The sequence below is a fragment of the Curtobacterium sp. MCSS17_016 genome (genome assembly GCF_003234255.2).
In the GTDB taxonomy this organism is placed as follows: Bacteria; Actinomycetota; Actinomycetes; order Actinomycetales; family Microbacteriaceae; genus Curtobacterium; species Curtobacterium flaccumfaciens.
Window position 1 is genome coordinate 834,488 of record NZ_CP126254.1, and the last position, 25,640, is coordinate 860,127.

General features: G+C 70.6%; 21 protein-coding genes. 13 read left to right on the forward strand and 8 right to left on the reverse strand.

The window, feature by feature from the left end; translation table 11 throughout:
- Positions 1-10: 10 nt before the first annotated feature.
- Positions 11-934: an NAD-dependent epimerase/dehydratase family protein gene (locus DEJ19_RS04125; protein ID WP_111233548.1), complete on the reverse strand. Its 924-nt coding sequence runs from the start codon at positions 932-934 to the stop codon at positions 11-13.
- A 155-nt stretch (positions 935-1,089) separates the two neighbouring features.
- Between DEJ19_RS04125 and DEJ19_RS04130 the strand changes: the two genes are divergently transcribed.
- The 4 genes from DEJ19_RS04130 (at position 1,090) to opgC (ending at position 7,035) form a co-directional block, all read left to right on the forward strand.
- The gene (locus tag DEJ19_RS04130; RefSeq protein ID WP_111233549.1) at positions 1,090-1,866 is read left to right on the forward strand and encodes a TetR/AcrR family transcriptional regulator; all 777 of its coding nucleotides are present in this window, start codon (positions 1,090-1,092) and stop codon (positions 1,864-1,866) included.
- 311 nt (positions 1,867-2,177) lie between these two features.
- Positions 2,178-4,133 (forward strand): glycosyltransferase, encoded by a 1,956-nt coding sequence (locus tag DEJ19_RS04135; RefSeq protein ID WP_258377433.1) that lies wholly within the window; start codon positions 2,178-2,180, stop codon positions 4,131-4,133.
- Positions 4,130-4,540 (forward strand): ATP-binding protein, encoded by a 411-nt coding sequence (locus DEJ19_RS04140; RefSeq protein ID WP_111233550.1) that lies wholly within the window; start codon positions 4,130-4,132, stop codon positions 4,538-4,540. Before DEJ19_RS04135 ends, DEJ19_RS04140 begins: the two co-directional genes overlap by 4 nt.
- Positions 4,537-7,035, forward strand: coding sequence for an OpgC domain-containing protein (opgC, locus tag DEJ19_RS04145; protein WP_146250683.1), 2,499 nt, complete (start codon positions 4,537-4,539; stop codon positions 7,033-7,035). The genes DEJ19_RS04140 and opgC overlap by 4 nt, the downstream gene beginning before the upstream one ends.
- 139 nt (positions 7,036-7,174) lie before the next feature.
- Here the strand turns inward: opgC and DEJ19_RS04150 are convergent, their stop codons facing one another.
- From DEJ19_RS04150 to DEJ19_RS04170, 5 genes are read right to left on the reverse strand one after another with little or no spacing between them, the layout of a single operon-like run.
- Complete coding sequence (locus DEJ19_RS04150) at positions 7,175-8,278, reverse strand: Gfo/Idh/MocA family protein (protein ID WP_111233552.1); 1,104 nt, start codon at positions 8,276-8,278, stop codon at positions 7,175-7,177.
- Positions 8,275-9,147, reverse strand: coding sequence for a ThuA domain-containing protein (locus tag DEJ19_RS04155; protein ID WP_111233553.1), 873 nt, complete (start codon positions 9,145-9,147; stop codon positions 8,275-8,277). Before DEJ19_RS04155 ends, DEJ19_RS04150 begins: the two co-directional genes overlap by 4 nt.
- 32 nt (positions 9,148-9,179) lie before the next feature.
- Complete coding sequence (locus tag DEJ19_RS04160; protein ID WP_084740987.1) at positions 9,180-10,067, reverse strand: carbohydrate ABC transporter permease; 888 nt, start codon at positions 10,065-10,067, stop codon at positions 9,180-9,182.
- On the reverse strand, positions 10,060-11,025 hold the full coding sequence (locus DEJ19_RS04165; protein WP_111039975.1) for a carbohydrate ABC transporter permease: 966 nt from the start codon (positions 11,023-11,025) through the stop codon (positions 10,060-10,062). Before DEJ19_RS04165 ends, DEJ19_RS04160 begins: the two co-directional genes overlap by 8 nt.
- Before the next feature lie 2 nt (positions 11,026-11,027).
- On the reverse strand, positions 11,028-12,263 hold the full coding sequence (locus DEJ19_RS04170) for a sugar ABC transporter substrate-binding protein (protein ID WP_071405204.1): 1,236 nt from the start codon (positions 12,261-12,263) through the stop codon (positions 11,028-11,030).
- 201 nt (positions 12,264-12,464) lie between these two features.
- On the opposite strand from DEJ19_RS04170, the gene DEJ19_RS04175 reads away from it, so the two are divergent.
- The 4 genes from DEJ19_RS04175 to DEJ19_RS04190 all read left to right on the forward strand — a co-directional run bounded on the left by DEJ19_RS04175 (position 12,465) and on the right by DEJ19_RS04190 (position 16,987).
- Entirely contained in the window at positions 12,465-13,481 is a 1,017-nt protein-coding gene (locus DEJ19_RS04175) for a LacI family DNA-binding transcriptional regulator (RefSeq protein ID WP_258377427.1), read from the forward strand.
- A 373-nt stretch (positions 13,482-13,854) separates the two neighbouring features.
- Positions 13,855-15,174 (forward strand): ABC transporter substrate-binding protein, encoded by a 1,320-nt coding sequence (locus tag DEJ19_RS04180; protein ID WP_111039976.1) that lies wholly within the window; start codon positions 13,855-13,857, stop codon positions 15,172-15,174.
- A complete protein-coding gene (locus tag DEJ19_RS04185; protein WP_181441564.1) occupies positions 15,171-16,139 on the forward strand; it encodes a carbohydrate ABC transporter permease in 969 nt (322 codons plus the stop codon). The genes DEJ19_RS04180 and DEJ19_RS04185 overlap by 4 nt, the downstream gene beginning before the upstream one ends.
- The gene (locus DEJ19_RS04190) at positions 16,139-16,987 is read left to right on the forward strand and encodes a carbohydrate ABC transporter permease (RefSeq protein WP_027464448.1); all 849 of its coding nucleotides are present in this window, start codon (positions 16,139-16,141) and stop codon (positions 16,985-16,987) included. Before DEJ19_RS04185 ends, DEJ19_RS04190 begins: the two co-directional genes overlap by 1 nt.
- A 95-nt stretch (positions 16,988-17,082) precedes the next feature.
- On the opposite strand, the gene DEJ19_RS04195 is transcribed toward DEJ19_RS04190, so the two are convergent.
- The gene (locus tag DEJ19_RS04195; protein WP_111233554.1) at positions 17,083-17,529 is read right to left on the reverse strand and encodes a MarR family winged helix-turn-helix transcriptional regulator; all 447 of its coding nucleotides are present in this window, start codon (positions 17,527-17,529) and stop codon (positions 17,083-17,085) included.
- A gap of 121 nt (positions 17,530-17,650) precedes the next feature.
- Between DEJ19_RS04195 and DEJ19_RS04200 the strand changes: the two genes are divergently transcribed.
- A complete protein-coding gene (locus DEJ19_RS04200; RefSeq protein WP_111233555.1) occupies positions 17,651-18,634 on the forward strand; it encodes an AraC family transcriptional regulator in 984 nt (327 codons plus the stop codon).
- A gap of 13 nt (positions 18,635-18,647) precedes the next feature.
- Here the strand turns inward: DEJ19_RS04200 and DEJ19_RS04205 are convergent, their stop codons facing one another.
- Positions 18,648-19,691 (reverse strand): LacI family DNA-binding transcriptional regulator, encoded by a 1,044-nt coding sequence (locus tag DEJ19_RS04205; RefSeq protein WP_181433144.1) that lies wholly within the window; start codon positions 19,689-19,691, stop codon positions 18,648-18,650.
- Between the two features lie 146 nt (positions 19,692-19,837).
- Here DEJ19_RS04205 and DEJ19_RS04210 point away from each other — a divergent pair, with 146 nt between their 5' ends.
- The 4 genes from DEJ19_RS04210 to DEJ19_RS04225 all read left to right on the forward strand — a co-directional run bounded on the left by DEJ19_RS04210 (position 19,838) and on the right by DEJ19_RS04225 (position 25,594).
- Positions 19,838-21,133: an ABC transporter substrate-binding protein gene (locus DEJ19_RS04210; RefSeq protein ID WP_111088877.1), complete on the forward strand. Its 1,296-nt coding sequence runs from the start codon at positions 19,838-19,840 to the stop codon at positions 21,131-21,133.
- Positions 21,134-21,135: 2 nt separating this feature from the next.
- The gene (locus DEJ19_RS04215) at positions 21,136-22,158 is read left to right on the forward strand and encodes a carbohydrate ABC transporter permease (RefSeq protein ID WP_111233556.1); all 1,023 of its coding nucleotides are present in this window, start codon (positions 21,136-21,138) and stop codon (positions 22,156-22,158) included.
- The gene (locus tag DEJ19_RS04220) at positions 22,158-23,039 is read left to right on the forward strand and encodes a carbohydrate ABC transporter permease (RefSeq protein WP_017886791.1); all 882 of its coding nucleotides are present in this window, start codon (positions 22,158-22,160) and stop codon (positions 23,037-23,039) included. The genes DEJ19_RS04215 and DEJ19_RS04220 overlap by 1 nt, the downstream gene beginning before the upstream one ends.
- A gap of 167 nt (positions 23,040-23,206) precedes the next feature.
- Positions 23,207-25,594, forward strand: a complete 2,388-nt coding sequence (locus tag DEJ19_RS04225; protein WP_502869793.1) for a glycoside hydrolase family 3 N-terminal domain-containing protein — start codon at positions 23,207-23,209, stop codon at positions 25,592-25,594.
- Positions 25,595-25,640: the final 46 nt, after the last annotated feature.

The following is a 25,640-nucleotide window of genomic DNA, read 5'->3' on the forward strand; positions in this document are numbered from 1 at the left end:
TGGTGGTGGTTCAGCCTGCGCCGCCGGCCGTCCGGCGGCACACCTCGTCCCACGGGGTCGGTTCGATGCCGAAGTGCGCCCGGCTCTCGCGGTCGTCGACCACGTACGGCGCGGTCCACTGGTAGGTCAGGTCGGCCAGCTCGCGGAGCATCGGCGACACGAGCCCGCCGACACGGAACAGGGCCGCAGGCATCCGGCGCACCGGCACCGCGGGCTTCCCCGCCGCCGTGAGGACGTCGGTGAGGGCCTGGCGCTGCGTCCGCGGCGCGTTGCTCGGCACCATCCACGTGCGGCCGTGCGCGCCCTGGTCCTCGGCAGCGGCGACGAGGGTCCGAGCGACGTCGAGCACGTCCGTGAAGGTGTGCGGCAGGTCCGTGCGACCGACCATCGACACCGCCCGTCCGCGCAGCGCCGCCGGCAGCACGCGCGTGACGTGCCCGTTCGCGCCGATCCCGGGGCCGAGGTAGTCCGAGGCGCGGACCTCGACGGCCCGGACACGGCCGGCGTCGTGCGCGGCGAGGGCATCCGCCCACAGCGTCGCCCGGAGCACCCCCTTGTGGTCTGTGGCGGCGTCCGGCAGTCCCTCGTGCATCGGCCCGTCGACCGGGCCGTACGGGTACAGGTTCCCGGTGATGGCGTAGGTCGCCCCGGTGCGTTCGGCCGCGGTGAGCAGTGCTGCGGCGAGCGGGGGCCAGGTGCGCTCCCACTGCGTGTAGTCGCCGGGGTTCGCGCAGTTGTAGAGGGTGGCTGCTCCCTCGGTGGCGCGGGAGAGGGCGTCGGCATCGGAGGCGTCGAGCGCGAGGTGCTCGACACCGGCGATGCCCGTGCTGCGACCGGAGCGGGAGACGACGGTGACGCGGTCGCCCCGGACGGTCAACAGCTCCGCGACGTGCCGGCCGACGGGGCCGGCGCCGACGATGAGGTGGTGGGGCATGGGCTCCTGCTTCCTGGTTGATCGCTTCTTGGTCGATCGCTTCGTGGTCGTTGCGAGAGCACCGCTCTCGGAATCGAGCATGACGGCTCGCCGACGCGAAAGCAAGAGCAGTGCTCTCCTTTGTGTGCGCTGCTCTCTCGTGCCAGGATCGTCGGATGGCACCCACCGCCCGAGCACTGGCACGGCAGACGGTCACCGCGGACATCCTGGCCGCGGCACGCACCCGCCTGACCGAAGAGGGTCCGGCCGCCCTCAGCCTGCGTGCCGTCGCCCGTGACGTCGGGATGGTCTCGTCGGCCGTGTACCGGTACTTCCCGAGCCGCGACGACCTGCTGACGGCCCTGCTCATCACCGACTACGACGAACTCGGCGCCGCGGTCGAGGCCGCCGGTGCCGCGGCCGGACCGGCTCCCGGTGCACGCTGGGTCGCGATGTGCCGGTCGATCCGCGACTGGTCGATCGCGCACCCGGGGGACTTCGCGCTGCTGTTCGGTTCGCCCGTGCCCGGCTACGCGGCGCCGCGCGAGACCGTCGTGCCCGCGACGCGGACGACGCTGGCGCTGGTGCACGTGGTCGCGGACGCCGTCGGGTCCGGTATGTCCGATGCGCCCGGTGCGCCTGCTGCGGCGGGCTCGTCCGTCACGTCGACGCCGGGGGCGGCCGGGAGGCCCGGATCACCCACCGCGCCCACGGCGGCTCCCGGGGTGGCCGGTCCCGCCGTCGCGGACGGGGTCGCCACCCTGCGCTCGTTCGGCATCACCCTGCCCGACGAGGTCCTCGTCCGCACCCTGATGGCCTGGACGACGGTGTTCGGGACGATCTCGTTCGAGCTCTTCGGGCACTTCGTCGGTTCCGTGTCCGACCCGGCCGCCTACTTCGACCAGGTCATCGTGCGTCTGGCGGATGACCTGGGGTTCACCGCCACGTTCTGACGCGCGTGCTGTCCCCAGATCGGGTGCGCAGCCTGACACAGGCCCCGCCCGTGCGGTAGACAGGTCGTCACGCCGAGGTCGTGCCCGATGACCGAAAGCGGACGACCGGCACGGTGCCCTCCGGGTCAGCTGCCGGACGGAACCACACTCGGGCGTGTGCGACGCGGCCGGGGCCCGCGCGGGGATCAGGAGGAACGCTTGCGACGCAGCACGTCCGGCGACGCCGCGGACGGGGAGACCCGGTGACCGCGCTCGACGTCAGCCGACAGGACCGCCGCCGCCTGAGCACCGGCACCGCCCGCCGACGCCTGGTGACCGTGCGGACGGTGGCGCTCCTGGCGTCCCTCGCCGGGGTCAACTACATCGTGTGGCGCTGGGCGGCCTCGGTGAACTGGCACTCGTGGTGGATCGCGGTGCCGCTGATCCTCGCCGAGACCTACAGCGTCATCGACTCCCTGCTCTTCGCCCTCGGGGCCTGGCGGCTCCGGGAGCGCGGCGAACCACCGGCGAAGCCGTCCACCGACGTCACCGTCGACGTCTTCATCACGACCTACAACGAGCCGATCGACCTGGTCGAGCGCACCGCCCGGGCGGCGAAGGCGATCACGCACCCGCACACCACCTGGATCCTCGACGACGGCAACCGCCCCGAGATGCGTGCGGCGGCCGACGCGCTCGGCATCGGCGTCATCACCCGCGGTGCCGACTGGGTGGACCGACCCCGGCACGCCAAGGCCGGCAACCTCAACAACGCCCTGCTCGCGACCCAGGGCGAGTTCCTGCTCATCCTCGACGCCGACCAGGTGCCCGACCCGGCGATCCTCGACCGCACCCTCGGCTACTTCAAGGACCCGAAGATGGCGCTCGTGCAGACGCCACAGTGGTTCGAGAACGTGCCGGACGACGACCCCCTCGGCAGCCAGGCGCCGCTGTTCTACGGTCCGATCCAGCAGTCGAAGGACGGCTGGAACGCCGCGTTCTTCTGCGGGTCGAACGCCATCCTGCGACGCGAAGCGCTCATGCAGCTGGGCATCTCGCGCTACGTGGCCGAGGTCGAGGCGTCCGTGCAGCGCACCCTCGCGACCTCGCGCAAGCTCCTCGCCCGCTCCCGCGAGACCGAGACCGACCCGCGCGTGCTCGCCGCCCTCGACGACGCCGAGGCCGTGGTGGACCAGGCGCGTGAACAGGTCCGCGCCGGTGAGCCCCTCGGTGACGTGACGTACGGGTTCCAGCGGGGGATCGACGCCATCGCCTTCCGGTTCGCCGCCGCCGACCTCGAGTCCGTGCGGAACGACCTGCAGGAGCTCGCGGCGATGTCGACCGACGCCAACACCTTCGCCGGTCTCGACGACGCCGCGCTCGACGTGCTCGGCCGGCGCGAGGCTTCACCGGTCGCCGCCATCGAGTCCATCGCGGTGCTCGCCCGTGCCCTCGACGTCAACCGCGACGACGAGGCGCAGCCGATCATGCCGCTGGCGACGATCTCGGTGACCGAGGACATGGCCACGGCGATGCGCCTGCACGGCCTCGGCTGGAAGTCGGCGTACCACGACGAGATCCTGGCGAAGGGGCTGGCCCCCGAGGACCTGCCGACGATGCTCGTGCAGCGACTCCGCTGGGCGCAGGGCACCATGCAGGTGTTCTTCCGCGAGAACCCCCTGGTGCAGAAGGGGCTGTCGTGGGGGCAGCGGCTCATGTACTTCTCGACGATGTGGAGCTACCTGTCGGGGTTCGCCGCGATCGTCTACATCGCCGCCCCGGTGCTCTGCCTGTCGTTCGGGGTCGTCCCGGTGCAGGCCTACAGCGTCGACTTCTTCGCCCGGCTCATCCCGTTCCTGGTGTGCAACCAGCTGCTGTTCTGGGTGGTGGCCGCCGGCAGACCGACCTGGCGCGGGCAGCAGTACTCGCTCGCCTTGTTCCCGGTCTGGATCGAGTCGGTGACCAGCGCGTTCCAGAACGTCTACCGGGGCAAGCCGCTCGGGTTCCGCGTCACCCCGAAGGTGCGCGACGAGACCGAGCAGAAGCCGCGGTGGGACCTGGTCAAGCCGCAGCTGTACGCCATGGGTGCCCTGGTCGCCGCCCTGGTCATGATCGGCATCCGGTACCTGACCGGCCAGGCCGAGGGGATCGCACCGCTCGTGAACACCGCGTGGGTCGTCTTCGACCTGTTCATCTTCAGCATCGTGATCCGGGCCGTCCGGTACCGCGGCCCGGCCACCCCAGCCCAGTCCGAACACGAGTCGAGCACCGCCGGAGGACCCCTGTGAGCACCGAGACCACGTTCGAGGTCGCCGCGACGCCCGACTCCCTCGACGAGGTGCAGGACCGGTTCGCCGCGTGGTGGGACGGCCTCGGCATCGACGACGTGCGGCTCCGGTTCGCACTCGAGACCGCGTTGGCCGAGGTCGCCGCGAACATCGTCGAGCACACCGTCCGTGCCGACCGGGGGACCGGGCGCCGGTACTCCGTGCGCCTCGAGGCCACCGACCGGGCCCTGACCGCGGTGCTGACCGACAACGGGATGCCCGTCGACATCGACCTGAGTGCCGTGACGATGGCGGACGTCGAGCAGGAGAGCGGTCGCGGTCTGGCCCTCGCGATCGCCGCGCTCGACCGCCTCGAGCACCGGCACGAGCCCGGCCACAACGTCTGGACGCTCGCGTGCGACCGGTGAAGCAGCCGGTGGTCCGCGCGGTCGCCCTCCTCGTCACGATCGCCACGCTCCTGCTCGGTGGTGCGCTGCCGGCGTCCGCGGCGTCCGCCGCGTCCGCGCAGACTGCCGCGGCCGTGCAGCCGGCCGAGGGCTCGACGTGGTTCGGCCCCGACCTCGACTGGGCCGGCGATTCGCCCGAGGGGTACGAGGGACGGCTCGGTGCGACGCCGTCGATGTACGGGGTCTCCGTCGACTACCCGCTCGACCGCACCGCGAAGCAGGAACTCCTCCGCTCCGCGCGTGCGGCCGCGACCCAGGGTGCGGTGCTCGTCGTGAGCCTCGAACCCGACCGCGAACTCCGGACGCTCGACACCGCGGACACCCGCGCCGCCAACACCGTGTTCGAGGACCTGCACGACCAGTACGACACCCAGGTGCTCGTCCGGTTCGCGCCGCAGATGAACGGCACGTGGGTCCGCTGGGGCCAGCAGCCCACGCAGTTCGTCCGGGTGTTCCGGGCGCTCGCCGCGACCGTGCACGCGGGCACGTCGGACGCGCTCATGGTCTGGTCGCCGGGGTACGGCGCCGGCTACCCGTTCGGCGAGTCCGCCGGGCGGCTGCGGAACCTGTCCCCGGTCGACGTCGCGAAGGCGGACACGAACGGCGACGGAGCGCTCACCGGTGCCGACGACCCGTACGGGCCGTACTGGCCGGGAGCCGAGGCCGTCGACTGGGTCGGGCTCTCGATGTTCTCGTACGGCAAGGGCGACCCGACCGAGGCCGCCGGTCGCGCCGTGCCGCTCACCCGCAGCGGTGAGGTCGAGTCCCGGTTCGACGAGGACTGGGGCTACGACCAGCCGCAGTCGGGCACGTTCTACGACCGGTTCGCGGTGGCCGACGACCGTCCGATGCTGCTCGACACGGGTGCCCTGTACAACCGCGAGCTGCAGGGTGACGCCGAACTCCAGGTCAAGCGGAGCTGGTGGCGGCAGGTGCTCGCCGCAGTGCAGGAGCGTCCGCTGATCCGGGGCATGACCGTGCTCGAGGCGGAACGACGCGAGCCCGAGGCCGGCAACCGCGTGGCCGACTGGCGGCTCACCGCGGACCCGGACGTCGCGGAGGCCTTCCGCGCCGATCTCGAGCGGTCCGGTGACTTCGCCTTCGGCCCGGTCACCGATCGTGTGACCGTGCAGCAGGGCAACGCCGCGATCTCCCAGGAGTACGAGACCGGCGGCGACCAGATGGCGTGGATCGTCTGGATGGCCGCCGGCCTGGCGATCGTGTTCCTGCTGAGCGGGGTGTTCGGTCGGCTGCTGCCGAGCTGGCGCTACCCGGACGACGGCAAGCCCGGCCGTGACCTGCGCCTCGACCTGTTCCGCGGGTTCATCATCCTCGCCGTGGTGATCACCCACATCGAGATCGGCGGGCCGTACTCGTACCTCACGCTGCACGCCGTCGGGGCGATCACCGGCGCCGAGATGTTCGTGTTCCTGTCCGGCATGGTCCTCGGCATGACGTACCCGTTCGCCGTGAAGAAGTTCGGCGAGTGGGCGGCCGCGATCGGGGCGTGGAAGCGCGCCCGCAAGCAGTACATCGTCACGCTCGTGGTGATCCTGGTGGTCTTCGCGCTGAGCTTCGTCCCGTTCCTGAACACCGACGCCATCACCACGTTCACCGACCGCGGCACGGGGACCGGCGGTGTCGATGCCGAGGGCCGGGTCTACGACCTGTACCCGAACGCGATGCAGCTGCTCGCCTACCCGCCACCCTGGTACGCGATCCGGCAGTTCCTGCTGCTCGAGATGGGGCCGTGGCCGTTCAACATCATGGGCTTGTTCGTGGTGCTGAGCCTGTTCATCCCGGCGTTCATCTGGGTGATCCGCCGCGGGTTCTGGTGGGCACTGCTCGCCGCCAGCTGGGCGCTGTACGTGTTCCAGGCGCTCAACCCCGACTTCCGTCCGCTGAACTCCCAGTTCGAGGCGGTGTTCCCCCTGTTCACCTGGCAGGTCGTGTTCACCCACGGGCTCGTGCTCGGGTACTACCGGCGGCAGATCGTCGGCGCGCTCACCGGGCGTCTCGGCAAGGTCCTGGTCGGCATCGCCGTCGGTGGGTACGCGGCGTTCCTGGTCTACGTGTGGGCCGGCGACCACTTCGGGTTCACCCCGGTGCCGTTCCCGGCGACGATGTACGAGTCCCTGTACAACACGGCGTACCAGCGGGTGGACCTGCAGTGGGGCCGCCTGGTGGACATCGCGTTCTTCGCGATCGTGTCCTACGCGATCCTCACCGTGTTCTGGAAGCCCATCGCCGCCGCCATCGGCTGGCTCTGGATCCCGCTCGGGCAGGCGAGCCTGTACGTGTTCGTCTGGCAGGTGTTCTTCGCCCTGGCGATCGCCTCGATCCCCGGTGTGCCGTGGGGCGACTTCTGGATCGGGTTCGTGGTGCACACGGCGCTGATCCTGCTGGCCTGGTACATGGTCCGCAAGAAGTTCCTGTTCTCCGTCATCCCGCGCTGACCGCGCGCACGGATGGTGAGCAGGAATGGTCGGGTCCGACGTGCGGACCCGACCATTCCTGCTCACGAAGCGAGGGCGGACGGACGGGAGGCCCGTGGCGGTGTCGCCACGGGCCTCCCGTCCGTCCTGCGGTCGCGTCTCACGAAGCGGGCAGCCGCTCGCGCAGGGCGCCGCGGACCGACTCCCACCCGGCCAGTCGGTCGCGGATCGCGTCGTCCTGCTCGGCGGCCAGGGCGTCCCGGTGCGCCTGTTCGAGCACCTCGTCGATGACCACCCGGCGCCCGCTGCGCGCCGACGTGATGGCCGCGTCGACCATGGTCAGGCTCATCACGTTGCCGTGCACCTCGCCGTCCGGCACCTCGCCGGAGCGGATCGCCCGGACGAAGGACGCCAGTGACCCGGCGATCTCGTGTCCGACCGACGGCGCAGCGGCAGGGGAGCCGGGGGTGCCGTCGAGGTCGCTCGACGGGTCGTGGTCGCCGTCCCAGAGTGCCGTGCCGGCCGCTCCGGAAGCACGCCAGTCGCCGTTCCACGAGGTCTCGGCACCCGGCGCGCACCACGAGCCGTCGTAGACGTAGCGGACGTCGTCCTCGAACGTGAAGACGGCCGCGGCGGCCGCGTCGCCCCGGTACCAGGACCACGACGGGTTCCACGACTCGCAGTACACCGACACCGGGTCGCGTTCGAGCACGTACCGGGCGGAGTCGAAGGCGTGGATGGCCATGTCGAGCAGCAGGACGTCGTCCATCTCCTCGCGGAACCCACCGAAGTGCGGCGCCTTCGCGAACCGGGTGCTCAGCCCGCCCACGGCACCGAGGTCGCGGACGTGCTGCCGGAACGCGACGAGCTGGTCGTTGTACCGGCGGGACTGCGACACCATGAACAGCTTGCCCGTGGCCTCGGCGGCGGCGGCGAGCGACAGCGCTTCGGCGACGGTCTGCGCTGCCGGCTTCTCGCCGAGCACGGGGAGCCCGGCACGGAGCGCCTGCAGGGTGACCGGGTGGTGCGCGACCGGCACGGTGATGTCGAGGACGGCCTCGGCACCGGTCTCGGCGGCCAGCGCGGTCAGGTCCGTGCCGACCGGGATCGACGGGTCGCCGGCGTGCTCGGCCCCGGCGCGGGCGGCGTCGAGGTCGAGGTCGACGATGCCGACCAGCTCGACCTCGGGGTCGGCGGCGACGGTGGCGAGCCAGGCCCGCCCCATCCCGCCGGCGCCGACCTGCAGGACGCGGAGGGGGCTCACGCCTGTGCCCCGTCGCGCTCGGCCACGGGCTCGGCCCCGTCGCGCTCGGCCACGGGCTTGGCCCCGTCGCGCTCGGCTGCCGGTTCGGCGGTCTCGGGCTCGGCGTCGTCGAACGGGCCGCGGTAGTGCTGCCCGTCGAAGTACTCGCCCAGGTCGTAGCGGCGGAGCGTCGGGATCTCCCGCTCCCGCTCGGGCCGCGCCCACTCGGCACCGTTCGCGATCACGCGGCGGACGTCCGGGTGGTGGTAGACGGGGAAGTCCTGGTCACCGGGGGAGAAGTAGAAGATCTTCCCGAGGCCGCGGCGGTAGGTCATGCCGCTCCGGAACACCTCGCCGCCCCTGAAGCCCGAGATGAACACGAGCTCGTCGGGCGTCGGGACGTCGAAGTACTCGCCGTACATCTCCTGCTCGGGGATGACGATCGGGTTCGGCACCCCGCGGGTGATCGGGTGCTGCGGGTTGACGGTCCAGACGAGCTCCTGGTCGTGCTCGCTGCGCCAGCGGAGGGTGCAGGTGGTGCCCATCAGCTTGCCGAAGATCTTCGACCAGTGGCCGGAGTGCAGGACGAGCAGCCCCATGCCGGAGAGCACGTGCCGGTGCACCCGGTCGACCACGGCGTCGTCGACGTCCTGGTGTGCGGCGTGCCCCCACCAGGTGAGGACGTCGGTGTTCGCGAGGACCTCGTCGGTGAGGCCGTGCTCGGGCTCCTGCATGGTGGCGGTCCGGACGACGGCCTCGGGCAGGTGCTCGCGGATGCCGTCCGCGATCGCGCCGTGCATGCCGTCGGGGTACCGCTCGGCGACGTGCTGCTCGACCTGTTCGTGGACGTTCTCGCCCCAGACGGTGATGCGGAGCGGGGTGGTGGTCATGGTGTGTGCCTTTCGGGGGTGGTGGGACCCGGTCACTTGACTGCGCCGCCGGTGGCCCCGGCGGCGATGAACTTCTGCGCCACGAGCAGCAGCACGATGGCGGGGATCGAGGCCATCACCGCGGCGGCCATGACGGTCGACCAGTCGGCGGTGAAGGTGCCGATGTAGTTGTAGATGCCGAGGGTGATCGGCCGGACGTCCTCGGTGGTGGTGAGGGTCAGGGCGAACAGGAAGTCGCTCCAGGTGAACAGGAACGTGAACAGCCCGGCGGTGATCAGGGCGTTGGCGCTGATCGGCACGACGACCGAGCGGAAGGCCCGGAAGTTGCCGGCACCGTCGACCTTGGCGGCCTCGATGATCGACGGCGGGATGTTCTGCATGAACGCCCGCATGATCAGGATCGCGAAGGGCACGCCCGCGGTGCTGTCGGCCAGGATCAGCCCGGGCACGGTGTTGAGCAGGCCGAGGTCGTTGTACGCGGCGTACAGGGCGTTCGCGACGACGATGCCCGGGATCATCTGCGAGATGAGGATGCCGAACAGCACCGCGTTGATGCCCTTGACCTTGAACTGGGCGAGCGCGTAGGACGCCGGCGTCGCGATGAGCAGGCTGACGACGACGCTGCCCAGGGCGATCACCAGGCTCGTGACCAGGGCGCCGCCCTGGTCGGCGATGGCCTGCGCGTAACCGCCGAGCTGCGCGTTGATCGGGAACCAGGCGGCCTCGATCGCAGAGCCGGCCGGCTGCAGCGAGATGTTGATCATCCAGTAGACGGGGAACAGCATCACGGCGAGGATCAGGATCCCGACGCCGGACAGCACCCACTGCTTCGCGCTCGTGGGACGGACGGGCCGCCGGGCACCGCGGGTGACCACCGCGCGGGTCCGGAGGGCGTCGGTGGTGGAAGCTGCGTCAGTCATCGACGGCCTTCCTGTTGAGGCGGAGGTAGACGATCGCGAACAGGGCGGAGATCACGATGAGGATGTTGCTCAGCGCGGCGCCCTGCCCGAAGTCGAACTGCTTGAACGACAGGTCGTAGGACTGGGTCGCGATGGTCTGGGTGGCGTTCGCCGGCCCGCCGTTCGTCAACCCGAGGATGATGTCGAGCACCTTGATCGTGTAGACGACGCCGAGCACGAGCGTGACGCTCACGACGGGTCGCAGCATCGGCCAGGTGATCGCCCAGAAGGCCTTCCACCCGGTCGCACCGTCGAGTGCCGCTGCCTCGTACAGCTCGGTGGGGATGTCCTGCAGACCGCCGTACAGGATCGTGGTGTTGAACGGGATCCCGATCCAGATGTTCACCGCGATGACGGTGATGAGCGCCACGGCGGGACTCGTCAGCCACGGGACCGACGGGACGCCGAAGGTGCCGAGGAACTGGTTGACGACGCCCGAGTCTTGGTCGAGCATCCACTTCCAGACCGCGCTCGAGACGATGAGCGGCAGCAGCCAGGGCAGCAGGAGCAGCGAGCGCAGGAGGCCGGACAGCGGGAAGTTCCGTCGGAAGAACAGGGCGAGCAGCAGGCCGAGGACGAACTGGCCGACGATCGACCCGATCGTGAACAGCGCCGTGTTGAGCATCGCCGTGCCGAACAGCTGGGACGACACGACCGAGGCGTAGTTCGCCAGGCCGACCCACGGTGCCTCGCCCGTGTAGAACGTCGACGTCGTGTACGCCTGGAAGCTCATGACGATGTTCTTGACCACCGGGTAGCCGAAGAACAGCAGCAGGAACAGGACGGCCGGCAGCAGGAACAGCAGCTGCGCGATCCGTTCGAAGCGCAGCGAGCGGCCTGGGCGGGGCCGCCGGGACGGAGCGGGTGCTCCGTCCCCGGCGGCCCGCCGTGGGGCGACGGGGGTCGCGGTGCTCGTCATGCTCAGTTGCTCGACTGCGCGTTCTGCAGGGCGTCGGCCGGGGAGTCCTGCCCGGTCAGCGCCGACTGCACGGCCGTGTAGATCTTCGTCGCGGCCTTGGGCCAGTCGGCACCGAGCTCGCCGGTGCGGGCACGGGCGTCGGCGACGAGGTCGACGAACACCTGCTCCTCGGGGACGTCCTTGCCGAACTGCTGGGCGACGTCGGTCTTCGAGGGGATCGTGTAGCGCAGCTTCGCCATCGCGAGCTGGTTCGCGTCGCTGTTCATGCAGTCGACGATCTTCGCCGCGACGGCCTGCTTCGCCTTGTCACCGGTGTTCGGGACGGTCCAGACCTCGCCACCGAGCGGGGCCACGGCCTTGTCGCTGGCGGACTGCACGGGGATCTGGGCGATCCCGTAGTCGACCTTCGACTCCTTCAGCCCGGGGATCTGCCACGGGCCGTTGATCATCATCGCGGCCTTGCCGGCCATGAACTGGTCGTTCACGTCGGCCTGGGTCCAGTTCACGACGCTCTTCGACATCGAGCCGTCGTCGACCAGGCCCTTCCAGAGCGACAGTGCTTCCTCGGTCTCCGGGGTCGCGATGTCCTTCTCGTCGCCGCCGTTCGACCACATGAACGGCAGGAACTGCCAGGTGCCCTCGTACGTGGCGTTGGCGTCGACGGCGAACCCGTACTGGTCGCCCTTGGTCAGCTTCGCCGCGGCGGACTGCAGCTCGTCCCACGTCTTCGGCGGGGTGACACCGGCCTCGGACAGCACCTTCTTGTTGTAGAAGAGCGCGATGGTGTTCACGGTGGGGGCGAGGCCGTAGACCTTGTCCTCGTAGGTGCCGGCCTGCAGCACGCCCTTGGCGTAGCCGTCGGTCGAGATGTCGTAGTCGGACAGCGGCGACAGCGCACCGGTCTCGGCGATCTGCTGCAGATCCGGGTTGTCGAGCATCAGGACGTCCGGCAGGGTCTTCGACGACGCCTGCTGCAGGACCTTCTGGATGAGCGACGAGCCGGGCACCAGGCTGCGCTTGATGGTGACGTCGTTCTCGGCCCCGCACTTGTCGAGGTACTCGCCGATGACCTTCTTGTCGTTGCCCTGGTTGTAGTAGTCGAGCACGGTGATGGAGTCCACCTTGCCGCCGGAGCTCGCGGACGAGCCGCCGGAACAGCCGGCGAGGACGAGGGGGACGGTCGCCAGCATGGCGACCGCGCTGAGGACCGGGGCGATCCTGCGGTGTCGAGGCTTCATTGCTTCGCTCTTCTCTGGATGGTTGCCGGACACGAGTCGAACGTGTCGCTCGTGGATCGGGGACGACCGGACCAGAACCGCTCCGTCGCGTCCCGAGTGGGGTCGAAGTTAGCATCGAAGCGGTTAGATGGTAAAGCGCTTAGACGAACTTTTTCGGGCAGCGCCCCCGCTACAGTGAGCGGGACAGGGTGAGGGAGCGGCATGGCGACGATGCAGCAGGTCGCCGACCGGGCGGGCGTCTCGATCGCGACGGTGTCCTTCGTCGTGAACGGCAACAAGCGCGTGTCCGCCGACACCCGTGCCCGGGTCACGGCGGCGATGCGCGAGCTCGGCTACCGGAACAACGTGGTCGCCCGGGCACTGGCATCGCGCCGCACCCGGATCCTCGCGCTCGTGTTCCCGGTGCTCGAGCACCGGCTCGGCCAGACCGCGCTGCAGTTCTTCACGAGTGCCGCGAGCCGCGCCTCGGAGCTCGGGTACCACCTGGTGCTCTGGCCGGCGGTGACGACGGCGGACGACGTGCAGGAGCTCATCTCGGGCGGCCTCGCCGACGGGGTCGTGGTGATGGAGGTCACCATGCACGACCCCCGGATCGCCCGTCTGACCGAGCTCGAGGTCCCGTTCGTCGCGATCGGCCGCACCGCCGACCCCTCGGGCATCTCGTACGTCGACATCGACTTCGAGCGCACCGTCGAGGACGCCCTCGACCACCTCACCGGGCTCGGGCACCGGCGGATCGGCCTCGTCGTCGAGGACCTCGACGGCACCACCATGGCCGACTACGGGCCGAAGGTCCGCTCCGAGGCGGCGTTCCACGCCGGCATCGAGCGCCGGGGGCTCACCGGCACCGTGGTCGCCGCCGGTGCCTCGGCCGAGGGCGGTCGTCGTGCGGCGGCGGACCTGCTGGCGCACGACCCCGACATCACGGCCGCGATCATCATGAAGGACGACTCGAACTTCGGGCTCGTCAGCGGGTTGCGGGCCGGCGGTCGGCGGGTGCCCGAGGACGTCTCGGTCATCGCGATCGTGTCCTCCGACGGCGCCGGCGCCGCGACAGAACCGGTGCTCACGACACTGAACGCCCCCGGCCCGGAGCTCGGCCGCCTGGCGGTCGAATCGCTGGTCGACCGCCTCGAGGGCGGCAGCACCGAGCGCACCCACACGCTCATCCCGTGCGCCCTGCACCTGGCCGAGTCGACGGCCCCCGCCCCCGCCTGACCCCCTGCCGGACTGGAGGCGCGGGTCGGCCCCATCTGCGAAAGCGACAGATCTCCGCCAACGGTTCGCGGCACACTGTCGCTTTCGCGGGGACTGACGGGTTCGGCCGTGCGGGTTCTGTCGCTTTCGCGACCACCTGGCGGCCTGGAGGCGCGGGTCGGCCCCGCCACGCGCCTCCAGGCCGCCGCCCCGCGGGCCCACGCCCCCACCCGCGAAAGCGACAGATCCCTGCGGACGTTCCGCGGCAGGGTGTCGCTTTCGCGACAGCGACAGCGACAGCGACGGCGACCGCGCCGCCGCCTGGCGGACAGACCAGGCTCCGCCTGGTTGTGTGGACGTACAGGTTCGCAGCACCACACGTCGAGGAGGACGGATGGCAATCGACCGGAGGACGTTCATGCTCGGGGGAGCGGGGGTGCTGCTGCTCGCCGGCTGCTCCACCCGACCCGAGCGCACGCGGGTCGAGGACTGGCCCACCGAACCGCCCGAGGGCGAGGCGACGATCAGCTGGTGGGCCGGCCAGGTCGCCTCGAAGGACGGCGGTGACCTGCGCCGCCGGCTCATCGCGGAGTTCCAGAAGGAGCACCCGAACATCCGCGTCCGGATCGTCAGTGCCCCGAGCGACACCGACACGAACCGCACCAGCCTGACGACCCAGATCGCGGCCGGCAGCAGCACGCCGGACGTCTACCTGGGCGACGTCGCCTGGCCCGGGCAGTTCGCGAAGAACAAGCTCGCGACCCCCGTGAACCAGCTCGTCGGCGAGGACTTCTTCGACCAGTTCCCCGAGGGCCTGCGACTGGCGGCGAGTGTCGACGGCACGTACTACATGTTCCCGCTCTACATCGACGAGTCGTTCTTCCTGTACCGGAAGGACCTGCTCGCGAAGCACTCCCTGCAGGTGCCGGGGTCGTGGGAGGAAGTGCGCGAGACCGCCGCGAAGCTCGTGGACACCGGCGACGTGTCGTACGGGTTCGCGTTCCAGGGCGACGTGTACGAGGGACTGACCTGCAACGTCACCGAGTTCGTCGCCGACGCGGGCGGGTCGTTGCTCAACGACGACCTCACGAAGCCCGAGACGACGAGCTCCGAGACCAAGCGCGCGTTCGAGTTCATGCGGTCGCTGGTCACGTCGGGGGCGTCGCCACGGGCCACCCTGACGTACCAGGAGCAGGACACCAACGACGCCTTCTCCGGCGGCCGCGCGGCGTTCCTCCGCAACTGGTCGTACGCGTGGGGGATCGCGAACGGCCCGGACAGCAAGGTCGCCGGCAAGGTGGGGCTCGCCGCCCGGCCGACGTTCGACGGCATGGACGAGCACCACTCGACGATCGGCGGGTGGGGGAACTACATCAACCCGCACACCCAGGAGCCCGCGGCGGCACTGACCTTCGCGCGCTGGATGTCGAGCGAGACCGCGCAGCAGTTCCTGACCCGCGAGGGCGGGGTCCTGCCGGCCCGAAGCGCCTCGCTCGTGAGCGAGGACGCGAAGCGGCAGGAGCGCCCGACCTACGACACGGCGGCGGGCATCACGCTCGTGCCCCGCCCGACCTCGACGGCCTACTACCCGAAGGTCTCGCAGGGCGTCTACCAGAACGGCAACAGCATCCTCGGCGGGCAGGCGTCCGTCGACGGTGGCACCAGCGCGATGGCCTCCGCCATCTCGCTCGCCCTGCAGGGAGCAGCGCTGTGAGCGCCGGCACGGCGACACGACCGGCACGGCCTGGAGGCACGGGTCGCGTCGATCCGCCGCCCCGGCCGACGGGGCGGTCGCGTCTCGACCGCATCCGCTCGCGGGGCGCGTGGGGCTTCGCGGCACCGGCGCTCCTGGTGGTCGCGGCGGTGACGATCTTCCCGGTCGTGTACTCGGTGGTCCTGAGCTTCGCGGACGTGGAGGTCGGCTACGAGGGCTTCACGATCCAGTCGTTCGGGTTCGACAACTACGCGGCCCTGCTGCAGAGCGCCGACTGGTACCGGGCGCTGGGCTTCACGGTGCTCTACACGGTGGTGACGGTGTCGGTCGAGCTGGTGCTCGGCATGCTCGTCGCACTGGTGCTCGAGCGGCTCGGGGCCACCCGCGGCTGGATGCTCGCGCTCATGCTCATCCCGTGGTCGCTCGTGACCATCGTCAACGCGCAGCTGTGGAAGTACGTCTACGACAGCACCTACGGCGTCGCGACGTGGTTCTTCGGGTTGTTCGGGGACGCTCCGGTGATCCTCGGCGAACCGGTGCCCGCGATCACGGGGCTGATGGTCGCGGACATCTGGAAGACGACGCCGTTCGTCGCGATCATCCTGCTCGCCGGGCTCGTGCAGATCTCGGAGGACCACTACGAGGCCGCCGAGCTCGACGGCGCGAGCACCTGGCAGACGTTCTGGCGCGTGGTGCTGCCACAGCTCACCCCGACCCTGACGATCGCGGTGCTGTTCCGCATCCTGCAGGCGTTCGGCGTCTTCGACCTGCCGTTCGTGCTGACGAACGGCGGACCGGGCACCGCCACCCAGTCGCTCGCGATCATGGGGTACAAGGTGCTCTTCCAGGACATCAACATCGGACCGGGCGCGGCGATCGCGACCTCCACCGCGGTCATCGTCGCGGCCGGGTGTCTGCTGTTCCTCCGGGCGTTCCGGAACCAGGCGAAGGGAGGGGACGACTGATGCCCCGTCAACGTGTGCGCAAGGGTTGGCGCAAGTGGGTCAACACCGTCAACGTCAGCGGTGTCGTCATCGCGGTGCTCACCGCGCTGCCGCTCTACTGGCTCGTCACGACGTCGCTCAAGCCGGCGTCCGAGATCGGGCAGTCGCCGCCCACCGTCTGGCCGCAGTCGTTCACCTTCGACAACTTCGTGGTGGCCTTCCGCGACAACGCGCTCGGCCAGTACATGGTGAACAGCGTCATCGTGTCGGTGTCGACCACGGTGATCGTGCTCGCGCTGGCGTTCCTCGCCGGGTACGCCCTGGCCGGTCGGTTCATCCGGGGGCGGACGGCGATCATGACCTCGCTGCTCATGCTGTCGGTGTTCCCGGCGATCGCGGTGCTGACGCCGCTGTACCTGCTCGAGCGCAACCTCGGGCTGCTCAACTCGTACCCGGGCCTGATCGTGCCGTACGTGGCGTTCAACCTGCCGTTCGCCATCTGGATCATGCGGAACTACCTGCAGGGGATCCCGTCGACGATCGAGGAGGCGTCCGAGATCGACGGCGCCGGGGCGTGGCGGACCGTGCTGTCGGTGATCCTGCCGATGGCCAAGCCGGGCCTGTTCACGGTCGGCGTCTTCACCTTCACGGCCTCGTGGAGCGAGTTCCTGATGGCACTGACCTTCAACAGCGAGAACTCGTTCCGGACGATCCCGGTCGGCATCGCGCTCTTCGGGACGCAGTTCACGGTGCCGTTCGCGCAGATCTTCGCCGCGAGCGTCGCTGCGACGGTGCCGATCGTCATCCTGGTGCTCGTGTTCCGCCGCTCGATCGTGTCCGGTCTGACCTCCGGCGCCGTCAAGGGGTGACCGGTGTCCGGCATGCGGAGATAGGTAGGGAACTTACCTAGCTGCGCATGCTGGACATTCGTCCGGACGTCGACCTGACCGCCCGTACCCTGCCGTCAGGGGCTCGGTGCGCCGAGATCGACGGCTGCGACGATGCGGTCGATGATCCGCACGAACCTGGCCCGCTCCCGTTCCGAGAAGGAGGCCATCAGGTCGTGCAGGTGCTTGTTCGTGCCGTCCATCGCGCGCGCGTAGTCGCGGCGGGCAGCATCGGTCAGCTCGATGTACCGGCTGCGGCCGTCGTCGGGGTTCGGGACACGACTGATGTGTCCGCTGTGCTCGAGGCGGTCCACCATGCCGGTGACCGCCGGGCCGGTGAGCCCCAGGTGCTTCGACAGGTCCTTCACGCGCACCGTCCGACCCGCTTCCTCGGCACGCGAGACGAACTGCAGCAGCGTCAGGTCTCCGCCGGAGACGCCGAGTTCGTCGCGCAGTCGGCCGCGCAGTTCGGAGACCGCGGCCTCGAGCCGGGTCAGCGCCGCGTCCAGGTCGACATCGCTCACGACAACGCCCCCTCTGAACGGGTCTCGTCCGGGTCACGATACGCCGCAGTCACCGCCCCAGCGTATCCACATAACGCGGAGCGTGGAACGGTGCGGGTGACGGCATCGGGAGCGAGGCGCTGTGGCTGACCCCGTCCCGACCCCACAGGGCGCCGAACGCGCCGGTGAACCGGTGCGTTTCGAGGTCTCCGGCGGTGACCCCGACTCGGCCGAGCGCGACCTCGCCGCCGTCCACGGCGCCGATCGGTGGTCCGTCCGGCGCATCGACGACGACTTCTCGTACCGGTACACGGCCGTCGGGGACTCCGACGTGAGCATCCGGCGTTCGCAGCTCCGCGGTGCCGTGCGCGGCTCGGTGCCCGTCGGTGCCGACTACGTGGTGACGTGGATCACCAGCGGGACCGCGCACCTGGACTCCGGGCGCGTCCGGATGGAGCTGCGCCGGGACGTCCCCGTGCTCCTGCCGCCCGAGGACGACTTCGTGTTCACGGCCGAGGACCACGACCAGCGGCTGGTGCACTTCGGGCGGGAGTACGTGCACCGCGTCGCGTTCGAACACCTGGAGGTCGACGCCACACCACTGCGGTTCGACCCCACCCGCGCGCCGGAACCCGACACGGCGGAGCGCTGGCAGGGGGCACTCGTGGCGCTGTCCCGGGCACTGCGCGCCGAGGGGCCCGACTCCGACGCGTGGCACGAGGCCAAGCGGTCGGCGGCCACCGCGTTCCTGGACACCTTCCCGCCGCAGGCGAACGACCTGCCCGCGGTGCTCGGCCTGCCGCGGAACGCCCGGCTGCGGGCCGCCGTGGAGTACATCCACGCGCACGCCGCCGAGTCCGTCACGGTCCAGGAGCTGTCCGAGGTCGCCGGCCTGAGCGTGCGGTCGGTGCAGGAGTCCTTCCGCCGGGTCTTCGACGTGTCACCGCTGACCTACCTGCGCGAGGTCCGGCTCGACCGGGTGCGCGGAGAACTGCTCGAGCTCGACCCGCAGGCCGGGATCGTCGGCGACGTCGCGCGGCGGTGGGGGTTCGCCCACCTCGGCCGGTTCTCGGCGGCCTACGCGGCCCGGTTCGGCGAGTACCCGAAGCAGACCCTGCGCCGCTGACGGCGGCGGGTGCTCAGCGGCCGGGCGTCGGTCTCGGCGCGGGGCCCGTGCTCGCCCGAACCCGCAGGGTCGTGGGGAGCCGGACGTGGTCCGTGGTCGGTTCGCCACGGAGCATCGTCAGGAGCATCTGCACGGCGTGCGACCCGAGTTCGGCGAGCGGCTGCGACACCGTGGTGAGCGGCGGGGTCGTGGTGGACGCTTGCGGCACGTCGTCGAAGCCCACGACGGACAGGTCCTGGGGGACGCGGAGCCCGACCTCGGCCGCGGCGCGGAGCACACCGATCGCCGACGAGTCGTTCGCGGCGAACACCGCGGTGGGGCGGTCGGCGAGGGTCAGGAGCTCGCGGGCGACGGCCGCGGACTGGTCCTCCTGGTAGCCGCCGTCACGCAGCAGGCACTCGTCGACCGTGATGCCCGCGGCGGTCAGGGCCGAGCGGTACCCGGCCGCGCGCAGCTGGGCGGAGGCCAGGTCGGCGCGTCCCTGCAGGTGCGCGATGCGGGTGTGTCCGAGTGACAGCAGGTGTTCGACGGCCTGCACCGCGCCGGCCTCGTTGTCGGCGTCGACGGTGGCGTGCCCCTCCGGCCCGGTGTGCGGGTCGATCGCCACGACGGGGATCGACGAGCTCGACAGTGCCGTGGTCGGGGTGACGACGATCGCGCCGTCGATCAGGGTGCCGGACAGGCGGGACAGCGACCGGCGCTCCCACCCGGGTCGGTCGGCGCCGGTCATCAGGCCGGCGTAGGCGAGGAGCTCGTAGCCGGTGCCGGTGGCCGCCCGCGAGATGCCGCGGAGCAGCTCGGTCGAGAACGGCTCGAACTCGGGCACCAGGATGCCGACGACCCCGGTCCGCGAACTCCGCAGGCTCCGGGCGACCAGTGAGGTCTCGTACCCCAGGTCGTCGACCACCTGCTGCACGCGGAGCATCGTGGCGGGTGCGACCCCGTCGCGCTGGTTGATCACCTTGGACACCGTCGGGATCGAGACCCCGGCCACCCGCGCCACGTCGCCGATCGTCACCCGGCCGGCACCGGGACGCGCGCCGAGTGCCGAGTCCATGTGCACACCGTACCGCTGCGGCACCATGACATCGGGTAAGAAAACGTTATCGATATCGATTGACATGGGCCTGGAGCAGCAGGCATGCTCTCCGCAGCGGCAGTCGATGTCGCGCATGTCAACGACGACACTTCAGGAGTTCCACGATGACGAGGAAGATCCGTGCCGCGGCAGCCATCGCGCTGATCGGGGCCACAGCACTGGTGGCCAGTGGGTGCTCGGCGGGCAGCGATGCCTCCGAGGACGGCGGGAAGGTCACGATGACCTTCTGGCACAACTCGACCACCGGACCGGGCAAGGCCTACTGGGCCTCGACGGTCAAGGCGTTCGAGGAGAAGTACCCGAACGTCACCATCAAGACCCAGGCGATCCAGAACGAGGACCTGGACGGCAAGCTCCAGACCGCCCTCAACTCCGGCGACGCCCCCGACGTGTTCCTGCAGCGCGGCGGCGGCAAGATGGACGCGATGATCGCTGCCGGGCAGCTCATGGACATCTCCGACTCCATCAGCGCCGACGCGAAGAAGTCCATCAGCGCGGGCACGTTCGCCGGGTACGAGAAGGACGGCAAGACCTACGCCATGCCGGGCGCGGTGCTCCCCGAGGGCATCTGGTACTCGAAGGACCTGTTCAAGGAAGCCGGCATCGAGGGCACGCCCACGACCATGGACGAGCTGAACGACGCGATCACGAAGCTCAAGGCCAAGGACATCGACCCGGTCGCCGTCGGCGCGAAGGACGCGTGGCCGGCCGCCCACTGGTACTACAACTTCGCGCTCCGCGAGTGCAGCCAGAAGACCCTCGAGGACACGGCGAAGTCGCTGAAGTTCGACAACGCCTGCTGGACGAAGGCCGGCGAGCAGCTCGAGGACTTCAACGCCACCAAGCCCTTCAACAACGGCTTCCTGACCACCGCAGCCCAGCAGGGCGCCGGCAGCTCCGCCGGTCTCCTCGCCAACCACAAGGCCGCCATGGAGCTCATGGGCGCGTGGGACCCGGGCGTGATCGCGTCGCTGACGCCGGACGCCAAGCCGCTGCCCGACCTCGGCTGGTTCCCGTTCCCCGCGATCGACGGTGGCAAGGGTGACCCGAAGTCGATGATGGGTGGTGTCGACGGCAACTCCTGCTCGGCGCAGGCCCCGAAGAAGGCGTGCACCGACTTCCTGAACTTCATCGTGCAGAAGGACAACCAGGAGGGCTACTACAAGGCCTTCAACGCCATCCCGGTGAACAAGGAAGCCCAGTCGGTCGTCGACTCGGACTACCTGAAGTCGGCCCTGGCCGCCTACCAGGAGGCCCCGTTCGTCTCGCAGTACCTCGACACCCTGTACGGCCAGAACGTCGGCAACGCGCTGAACACCAGCGTCGTCGACCTGCTCGCCGACAAGGGCAGCGCGAAGGACATCGTCGAGACCACCAACCAGGCTGCGGCCAAGGGCTGAGCATGACCCTCGACACCTCGCTCGGTACGACTCCGGCCACCGGGTCGGACACGGCCGCGGGGACGTCCCCGGCGGGGAGCGGTTCGCCGTTCCCCGCCGGTCGGCGGACCAAGCGCCGCATCGCGGACTGGCGGAAGCGCGTCGAGATCGCGGTCCTCGCCGGACCCGCGGTCATCGTCTTCGTCACGTTCGTGATCCTGCCCGTGGCGCTCGCCGCCTACTACGGGTTCTTCAAGTGGCAGGGCTACGGCCCGCCCACCGACTTCGTCGGGCTGCAGAACTACCTGATCATCTTCCAGGACAAGGCGTTCCACGCGGTCCTGATGCACAACGGCTTCATCGTCGTGCTCTCGCTGGTGCTGCAGGGGCCGATCGCGATCGTGCTCGCACTGCTGCTCAACCAGAAGATGCACGGCCGCGGGCTCGTCCGCGTGCTCGTCTTCGTGCCGTACGTCATCTCCGAGGTGATCGTCGGCACCGGGTGGAGCCTGATGCTCCAGTCGAACGGCGCCGTGAACGACCTGTTCCAGAGCATCGGCCTGGGCGGGCTCCGTGCGGACTGGCTGTCGAACCCCGACATCGCCATCTGGACGCTGCTCGTGATCATCTCGTGGAAGTACATCGGCTTCGCGGTGATCCTGTTCCTCGCCGGCCTGCAGAGCATCCCCGAGGAACTGTTCGAGGCCGCCGCCATCGACGGCGCCGGCTACTGGCAGATCCAGCGGCGCATCACGCTGCCGCTGCTCGGTCCGACCATCCGCATCTGGGCGTTCCTGTCGATCATCGGCTCGCTGCAGCTGTTCGACCTCGTCTACATCATCTGGGGGCAGTACATCGCGTCGACCGCGGGCACCTCGACGATGGCGACGTACATGGTCGCCAACGGCCGGACCTCGGGCAACTTCGGCTTCGGCAGCGCCGTCGCGGTCGTGATGTTCGTGATCTCGCTCGTGGTCGCCCTGATCTACCAGCGCTTCGTGCTCCGCCGCGACACCGCGGGTGCACTCACCGAGAGGAAGAACTGATGGCCACCACGAGCATCGTCGCCCCCGGGCGCCGGGCCGTGCGGGAGCGCCGGTCCAGTGCCGCGATCGGACGCGCGAACCCGCTGACGTACGTCGTCGCGATCCTGTTCGTCGCCGCCAACCTGGCACCCGTGCTCTACATCGTGCTGGGCGGCTTCCGGACCAACTCGCAGATCACCACGAGCCCCGCCGGACTGCCGGCACCGTTCGAGTTCGGCAACTACGGGTCCGTGCTGTCCAGCGGCATCTTCTGGCAGCAGCTCGGCAACTCCACGATCAGCGCCGTCACGACCACCCTCGGGGTCGTCGTGCTCGGGCTGATGGTGAGCTTCGTGCTCGCCCGCTACCGGTTCGCCGGCCGCGGGGCGCTCTACGCCCTGTTCGCCGCGGGTCTGATGTTCCCGATCACCGTCGCGATCACCCCGCTGTACCTGCTCGTCAAGGACCTCGGTCTGACGAACAGCCTGGCCGGCGTGATCCTGCCGCAGATCGCGTTCGCGCTGCCGACCACCGTCATCATCCTGGTGCCGTTCCTGCGGGCGATCCCCGACGAGCTCGAGGAGGCCGCGTCGATCGACGGAGCGAGCCGTCTCGGGTTCTTCTTCCGGATGGTCGTGCCGCTGTCGCTGCCCGGGGTCGTCACCGTCGGCATCCTGGCGTTCATCGCCAGCTGGAACAGCTACATCCTGCCGCTGTTCATCCTGAACAACGAGGCCGCGTACACGCTGCCGCTCGGGGTCCAGTCGTTCTCGTCGCAGTACTCCGTCGACACCGCCAAGGTGCTCGCGTTCACCTCGATGTCGATGATCCCGGCGCTCGTGTTCTTCACGATCTTCCAGCGCCGCATCGTCGGCGGCCTGACCGGGGCGGTGAAGGGGTGACCGCGACCGACGCGACGCAGACCGCCGGACGCGACCCGCGCCTCCAGGCCGACAGCACAACGGACGCGACGACCGCGACGGACGCGACCGCGACGGGCGCGACCGCGACCGCAACCGACGCGACCGCGACCACCGCCGGACCCCGCGCCGACGCCCTGCTCGCCGTGATGACCCTCGACGAGAAGGTCGCCCAGCTCGTCGGCTACTGGCTCGACCAGAACGGCGTCGTCGCCCCCATGCAGGGCGAGATGGCGGCCGTGCAGCAGGGCAGCACCCTGGCGGACATCACCCGCGACGGCATCGGGCAGTTCACCCGCGTCTACGGCACCCGCCCCGTCGAACCCGACGAACGTGCCGCCTGGCTCTGGGCCGAACAGCGCCGCCTGCAGCGCGAGACCCGGCTCGGGATCCCGGCGCTCGTCCACGAGGAGTGCCTGACCGGGCTCGCCGCGTGGAAGGCCGCGACGTTCCCGACCCCGCTGGCGTGGGGCGCGTCGTTCGACCCGGAGCTCGTCGAGCAGGTCGGCGCCGCGATCGGTGCGTCCATGCGCCAGCTCGGCGTCCACCAGGGGCTCGCACCGGTGCTCGACGTGATCCGCGACCCGCGTTGGGGGCGGGTCGACGAGTGCATCGCCGAGGACCCGTACCTGGTCGGCACGGTCGGCACCGCGTACGTGCGCGGGCTGCAGTCGGCCGGGGTCGACGCGACCCTGAAGCACTTCCTCGGCTACTCGGCGTCGCAGTCGGGGCGGAACCACGCCCCCGTGCACGCCGGGGCCCGCGAGGTCGCCGACGTGTACCTGCCGCCGTTCGAGATGGCGCTGCGCGACGGCGGCGCCCGGAGCGTCATGAACTCGTACGCCGAGATCGACGGCGTGCCCGTCGCGGCGAACGGCGAGCTGCTCACCGACCTGCTCCGCGACCGGCTCGGCTTCGACGGCACCGTCGTCGCGGACTACTTCTCGGTGGCGTTCCTCGAGGTCATGCACGGCATCGCCGCCGACCGTGGCGAGGCCGCGGCGCTGGCGCTCGAGGCCGGCATCGACGTCGAGCTCCCGACCGGTGACGCGTACCTCGCGCCGCTGGTCGAGCGGGTCCGCAGCGGGCAGGTGGACGAGGCACTCGTCGACCGCGCCGTGCTCCGGGTGCTCCGGCAGAAGGAGCGGCTCGGCCTGCTCGAACCGGACGCGTTCGCCGAGGACGCCCCGACCGGGATCGACCTCGACACCCCGCTGCACCAGGCACTCGCACGCCAGCTGGCGGCGAAGTCGCTCGTGCTGCTGTCGAACGACAGCGGCAGCGCCAACAGTGGCACCGCCGACAGCGGCACCGCCGACGGTGGCACCGTCGACAGCACCACCCCCGTCCTCCCGCTCGCACCGGGGGCCTCCGTCGCCGTCATCGGCCCGAACGCCGACCGCGCCGAGGCCCTGCAGGGCTGCTACGCGTTCGCCAACCACGTGCTCGCCTCGCACCCCGACCTGCCGCTCGGCTTCGCGATCCCGACCGTCCGCGAAGCCGTCGCCCGGGCCCTCGGCCCGGCAGCGGTCCGCTTCGCAGCGGGCTGCGCCGTCACGGGCGACGACCGGGCCGGTTTCGCCGACGCGGTCGCCGTGGCCTCCGCCTCGGACGTCGCGGTGGTCGTCGTCGGCGACCAGGCCGGGCTCTTCGGCCGCGGCACGGTCGGCGAGGGCAACGACACCGAGTCGCTCGACCTGCCCGGCGTGCAGCGTGAGCTGGTCGAGGCCGTCGTCGCGACCGGCACCCCCACCGTGATGGTGCTGCTCACCGGCCGGCCGTACGCGATCGGCTGGGCGCTCGACGGCGACCAGCCGCGTCCGGCCGCGGTCGTGCAGGCGTTCTTCCCGGGCGAGGGCGGCGGGCTGGCGATCGCCGACCTGCTCACCGGCGCGGCCTCGCCCTCGGGCCGCCTGCCGCTGTCCCTGCCCCGGTCCGCCGGCGCGCAGCCGTTCACGTACCTGCACCCGCGGCTCGGCGGTCCGTCCGATGTCACGGCCGCCGACTCGACGCCGGTGCGACCGTTCGGCTTCGGCCTCGGCTACACCGACTTCGCCCACGACGAGCTCGTCGTCGACCCGGACGTCCGCTCCGACGGCGTCTTCACCGCGTCGGTGACGGTCCGGAACACCGGGTCCCGTGCCGGCGAGGACGTCGTGCAGCTCTACGGGCACGACGTGCACGGCAGCGTCACCAGGCCCGAGGTGCAGCTCCTCGGCTACGCGCGGGTCGCGCTCGCCGCGGGGGAGTCCGCGCGGGTCCGCTTCCGCGTCCCGGTGCAGCGCTTCGCGTTCACCGACCGTCGGATGCGCAAGGTGGTCGAACCCGGCGACGTGCAGGTCTGGGTCGCGTCGCACGCGGCGGCGTCCCGGCCGGGAGGCCCGGTGGCAGCGGGTGGGATCATCGCCTCGGGCGACGGGCCGGTCCGACACCCCGTCCCCGGCACCGCCACGGAGCGCGCCACCGTCGCGGTCACCGGCTCGGTCCACGAGGTCACCCTCGACGACCCCCGCCTGGTGGAGTGGTCGCTCGTCTGACCTGGTGACGGACCACGCGCCCTGGGCGTGACCGGGTGACGGACGG

Coding starts and splice junctions, on each gene's coding strand:
- DEJ19_RS04170 (WP_071405204.1), bottom strand. CDS start 12,263: ATGAAGCCTCGACACCGCAGGATCGCCCCGGTCCTCAGCGCGGTCGCC.
- DEJ19_RS04155 (WP_111233553.1), bottom strand. CDS start 9,147: ATGACCACCACCCCGCTCCGCATCACCGTCTGGGGCGAGAACGTCCAC.
- DEJ19_RS04125 (WP_111233548.1), bottom strand. CDS start 934: ATGCCCCACCACCTCATCGTCGGCGCCGGCCCCGTCGGCCGGCACGTC.
- DEJ19_RS04180 (WP_111039976.1), top strand. CDS start 13,855: ATGGCAATCGACCGGAGGACGTTCATGCTCGGGGGAGCGGGGGTGCTG.
- DEJ19_RS04190 (WP_027464448.1), top strand. CDS start 16,139: ATGCCCCGTCAACGTGTGCGCAAGGGTTGGCGCAAGTGGGTCAACACC.
- DEJ19_RS04175 (WP_258377427.1), top strand. CDS start 12,465: ATGGCGACGATGCAGCAGGTCGCCGACCGGGCGGGCGTCTCGATCGCG.
- DEJ19_RS04220 (WP_017886791.1), top strand. CDS start 22,158: ATGGCCACCACGAGCATCGTCGCCCCCGGGCGCCGGGCCGTGCGGGAG.
- DEJ19_RS04210 (WP_111088877.1), top strand. CDS start 19,838: ATGACGAGGAAGATCCGTGCCGCGGCAGCCATCGCGCTGATCGGGGCC.
- DEJ19_RS04165 (WP_111039975.1), bottom strand. CDS start 11,025: ATGACGAGCACCGCGACCCCCGTCGCCCCACGGCGGGCCGCCGGGGAC.
- DEJ19_RS04225 (WP_502869793.1), top strand. CDS start 23,207: ATGACCCTCGACGAGAAGGTCGCCCAGCTCGTCGGCTACTGGCTCGAC.
- DEJ19_RS04130 (WP_111233549.1), top strand. CDS start 1,090: ATGGCACCCACCGCCCGAGCACTGGCACGGCAGACGGTCACCGCGGAC.
- DEJ19_RS04205 (WP_181433144.1), bottom strand. CDS start 19,691: ATGGACTCGGCACTCGGCGCGCGTCCCGGTGCCGGCCGGGTGACGATC.
- DEJ19_RS04215 (WP_111233556.1), top strand. CDS start 21,136: ATGACCCTCGACACCTCGCTCGGTACGACTCCGGCCACCGGGTCGGAC.
- DEJ19_RS04160 (WP_084740987.1), bottom strand. CDS start 10,067: ATGACTGACGCAGCTTCCACCACCGACGCCCTCCGGACCCGCGCGGTG.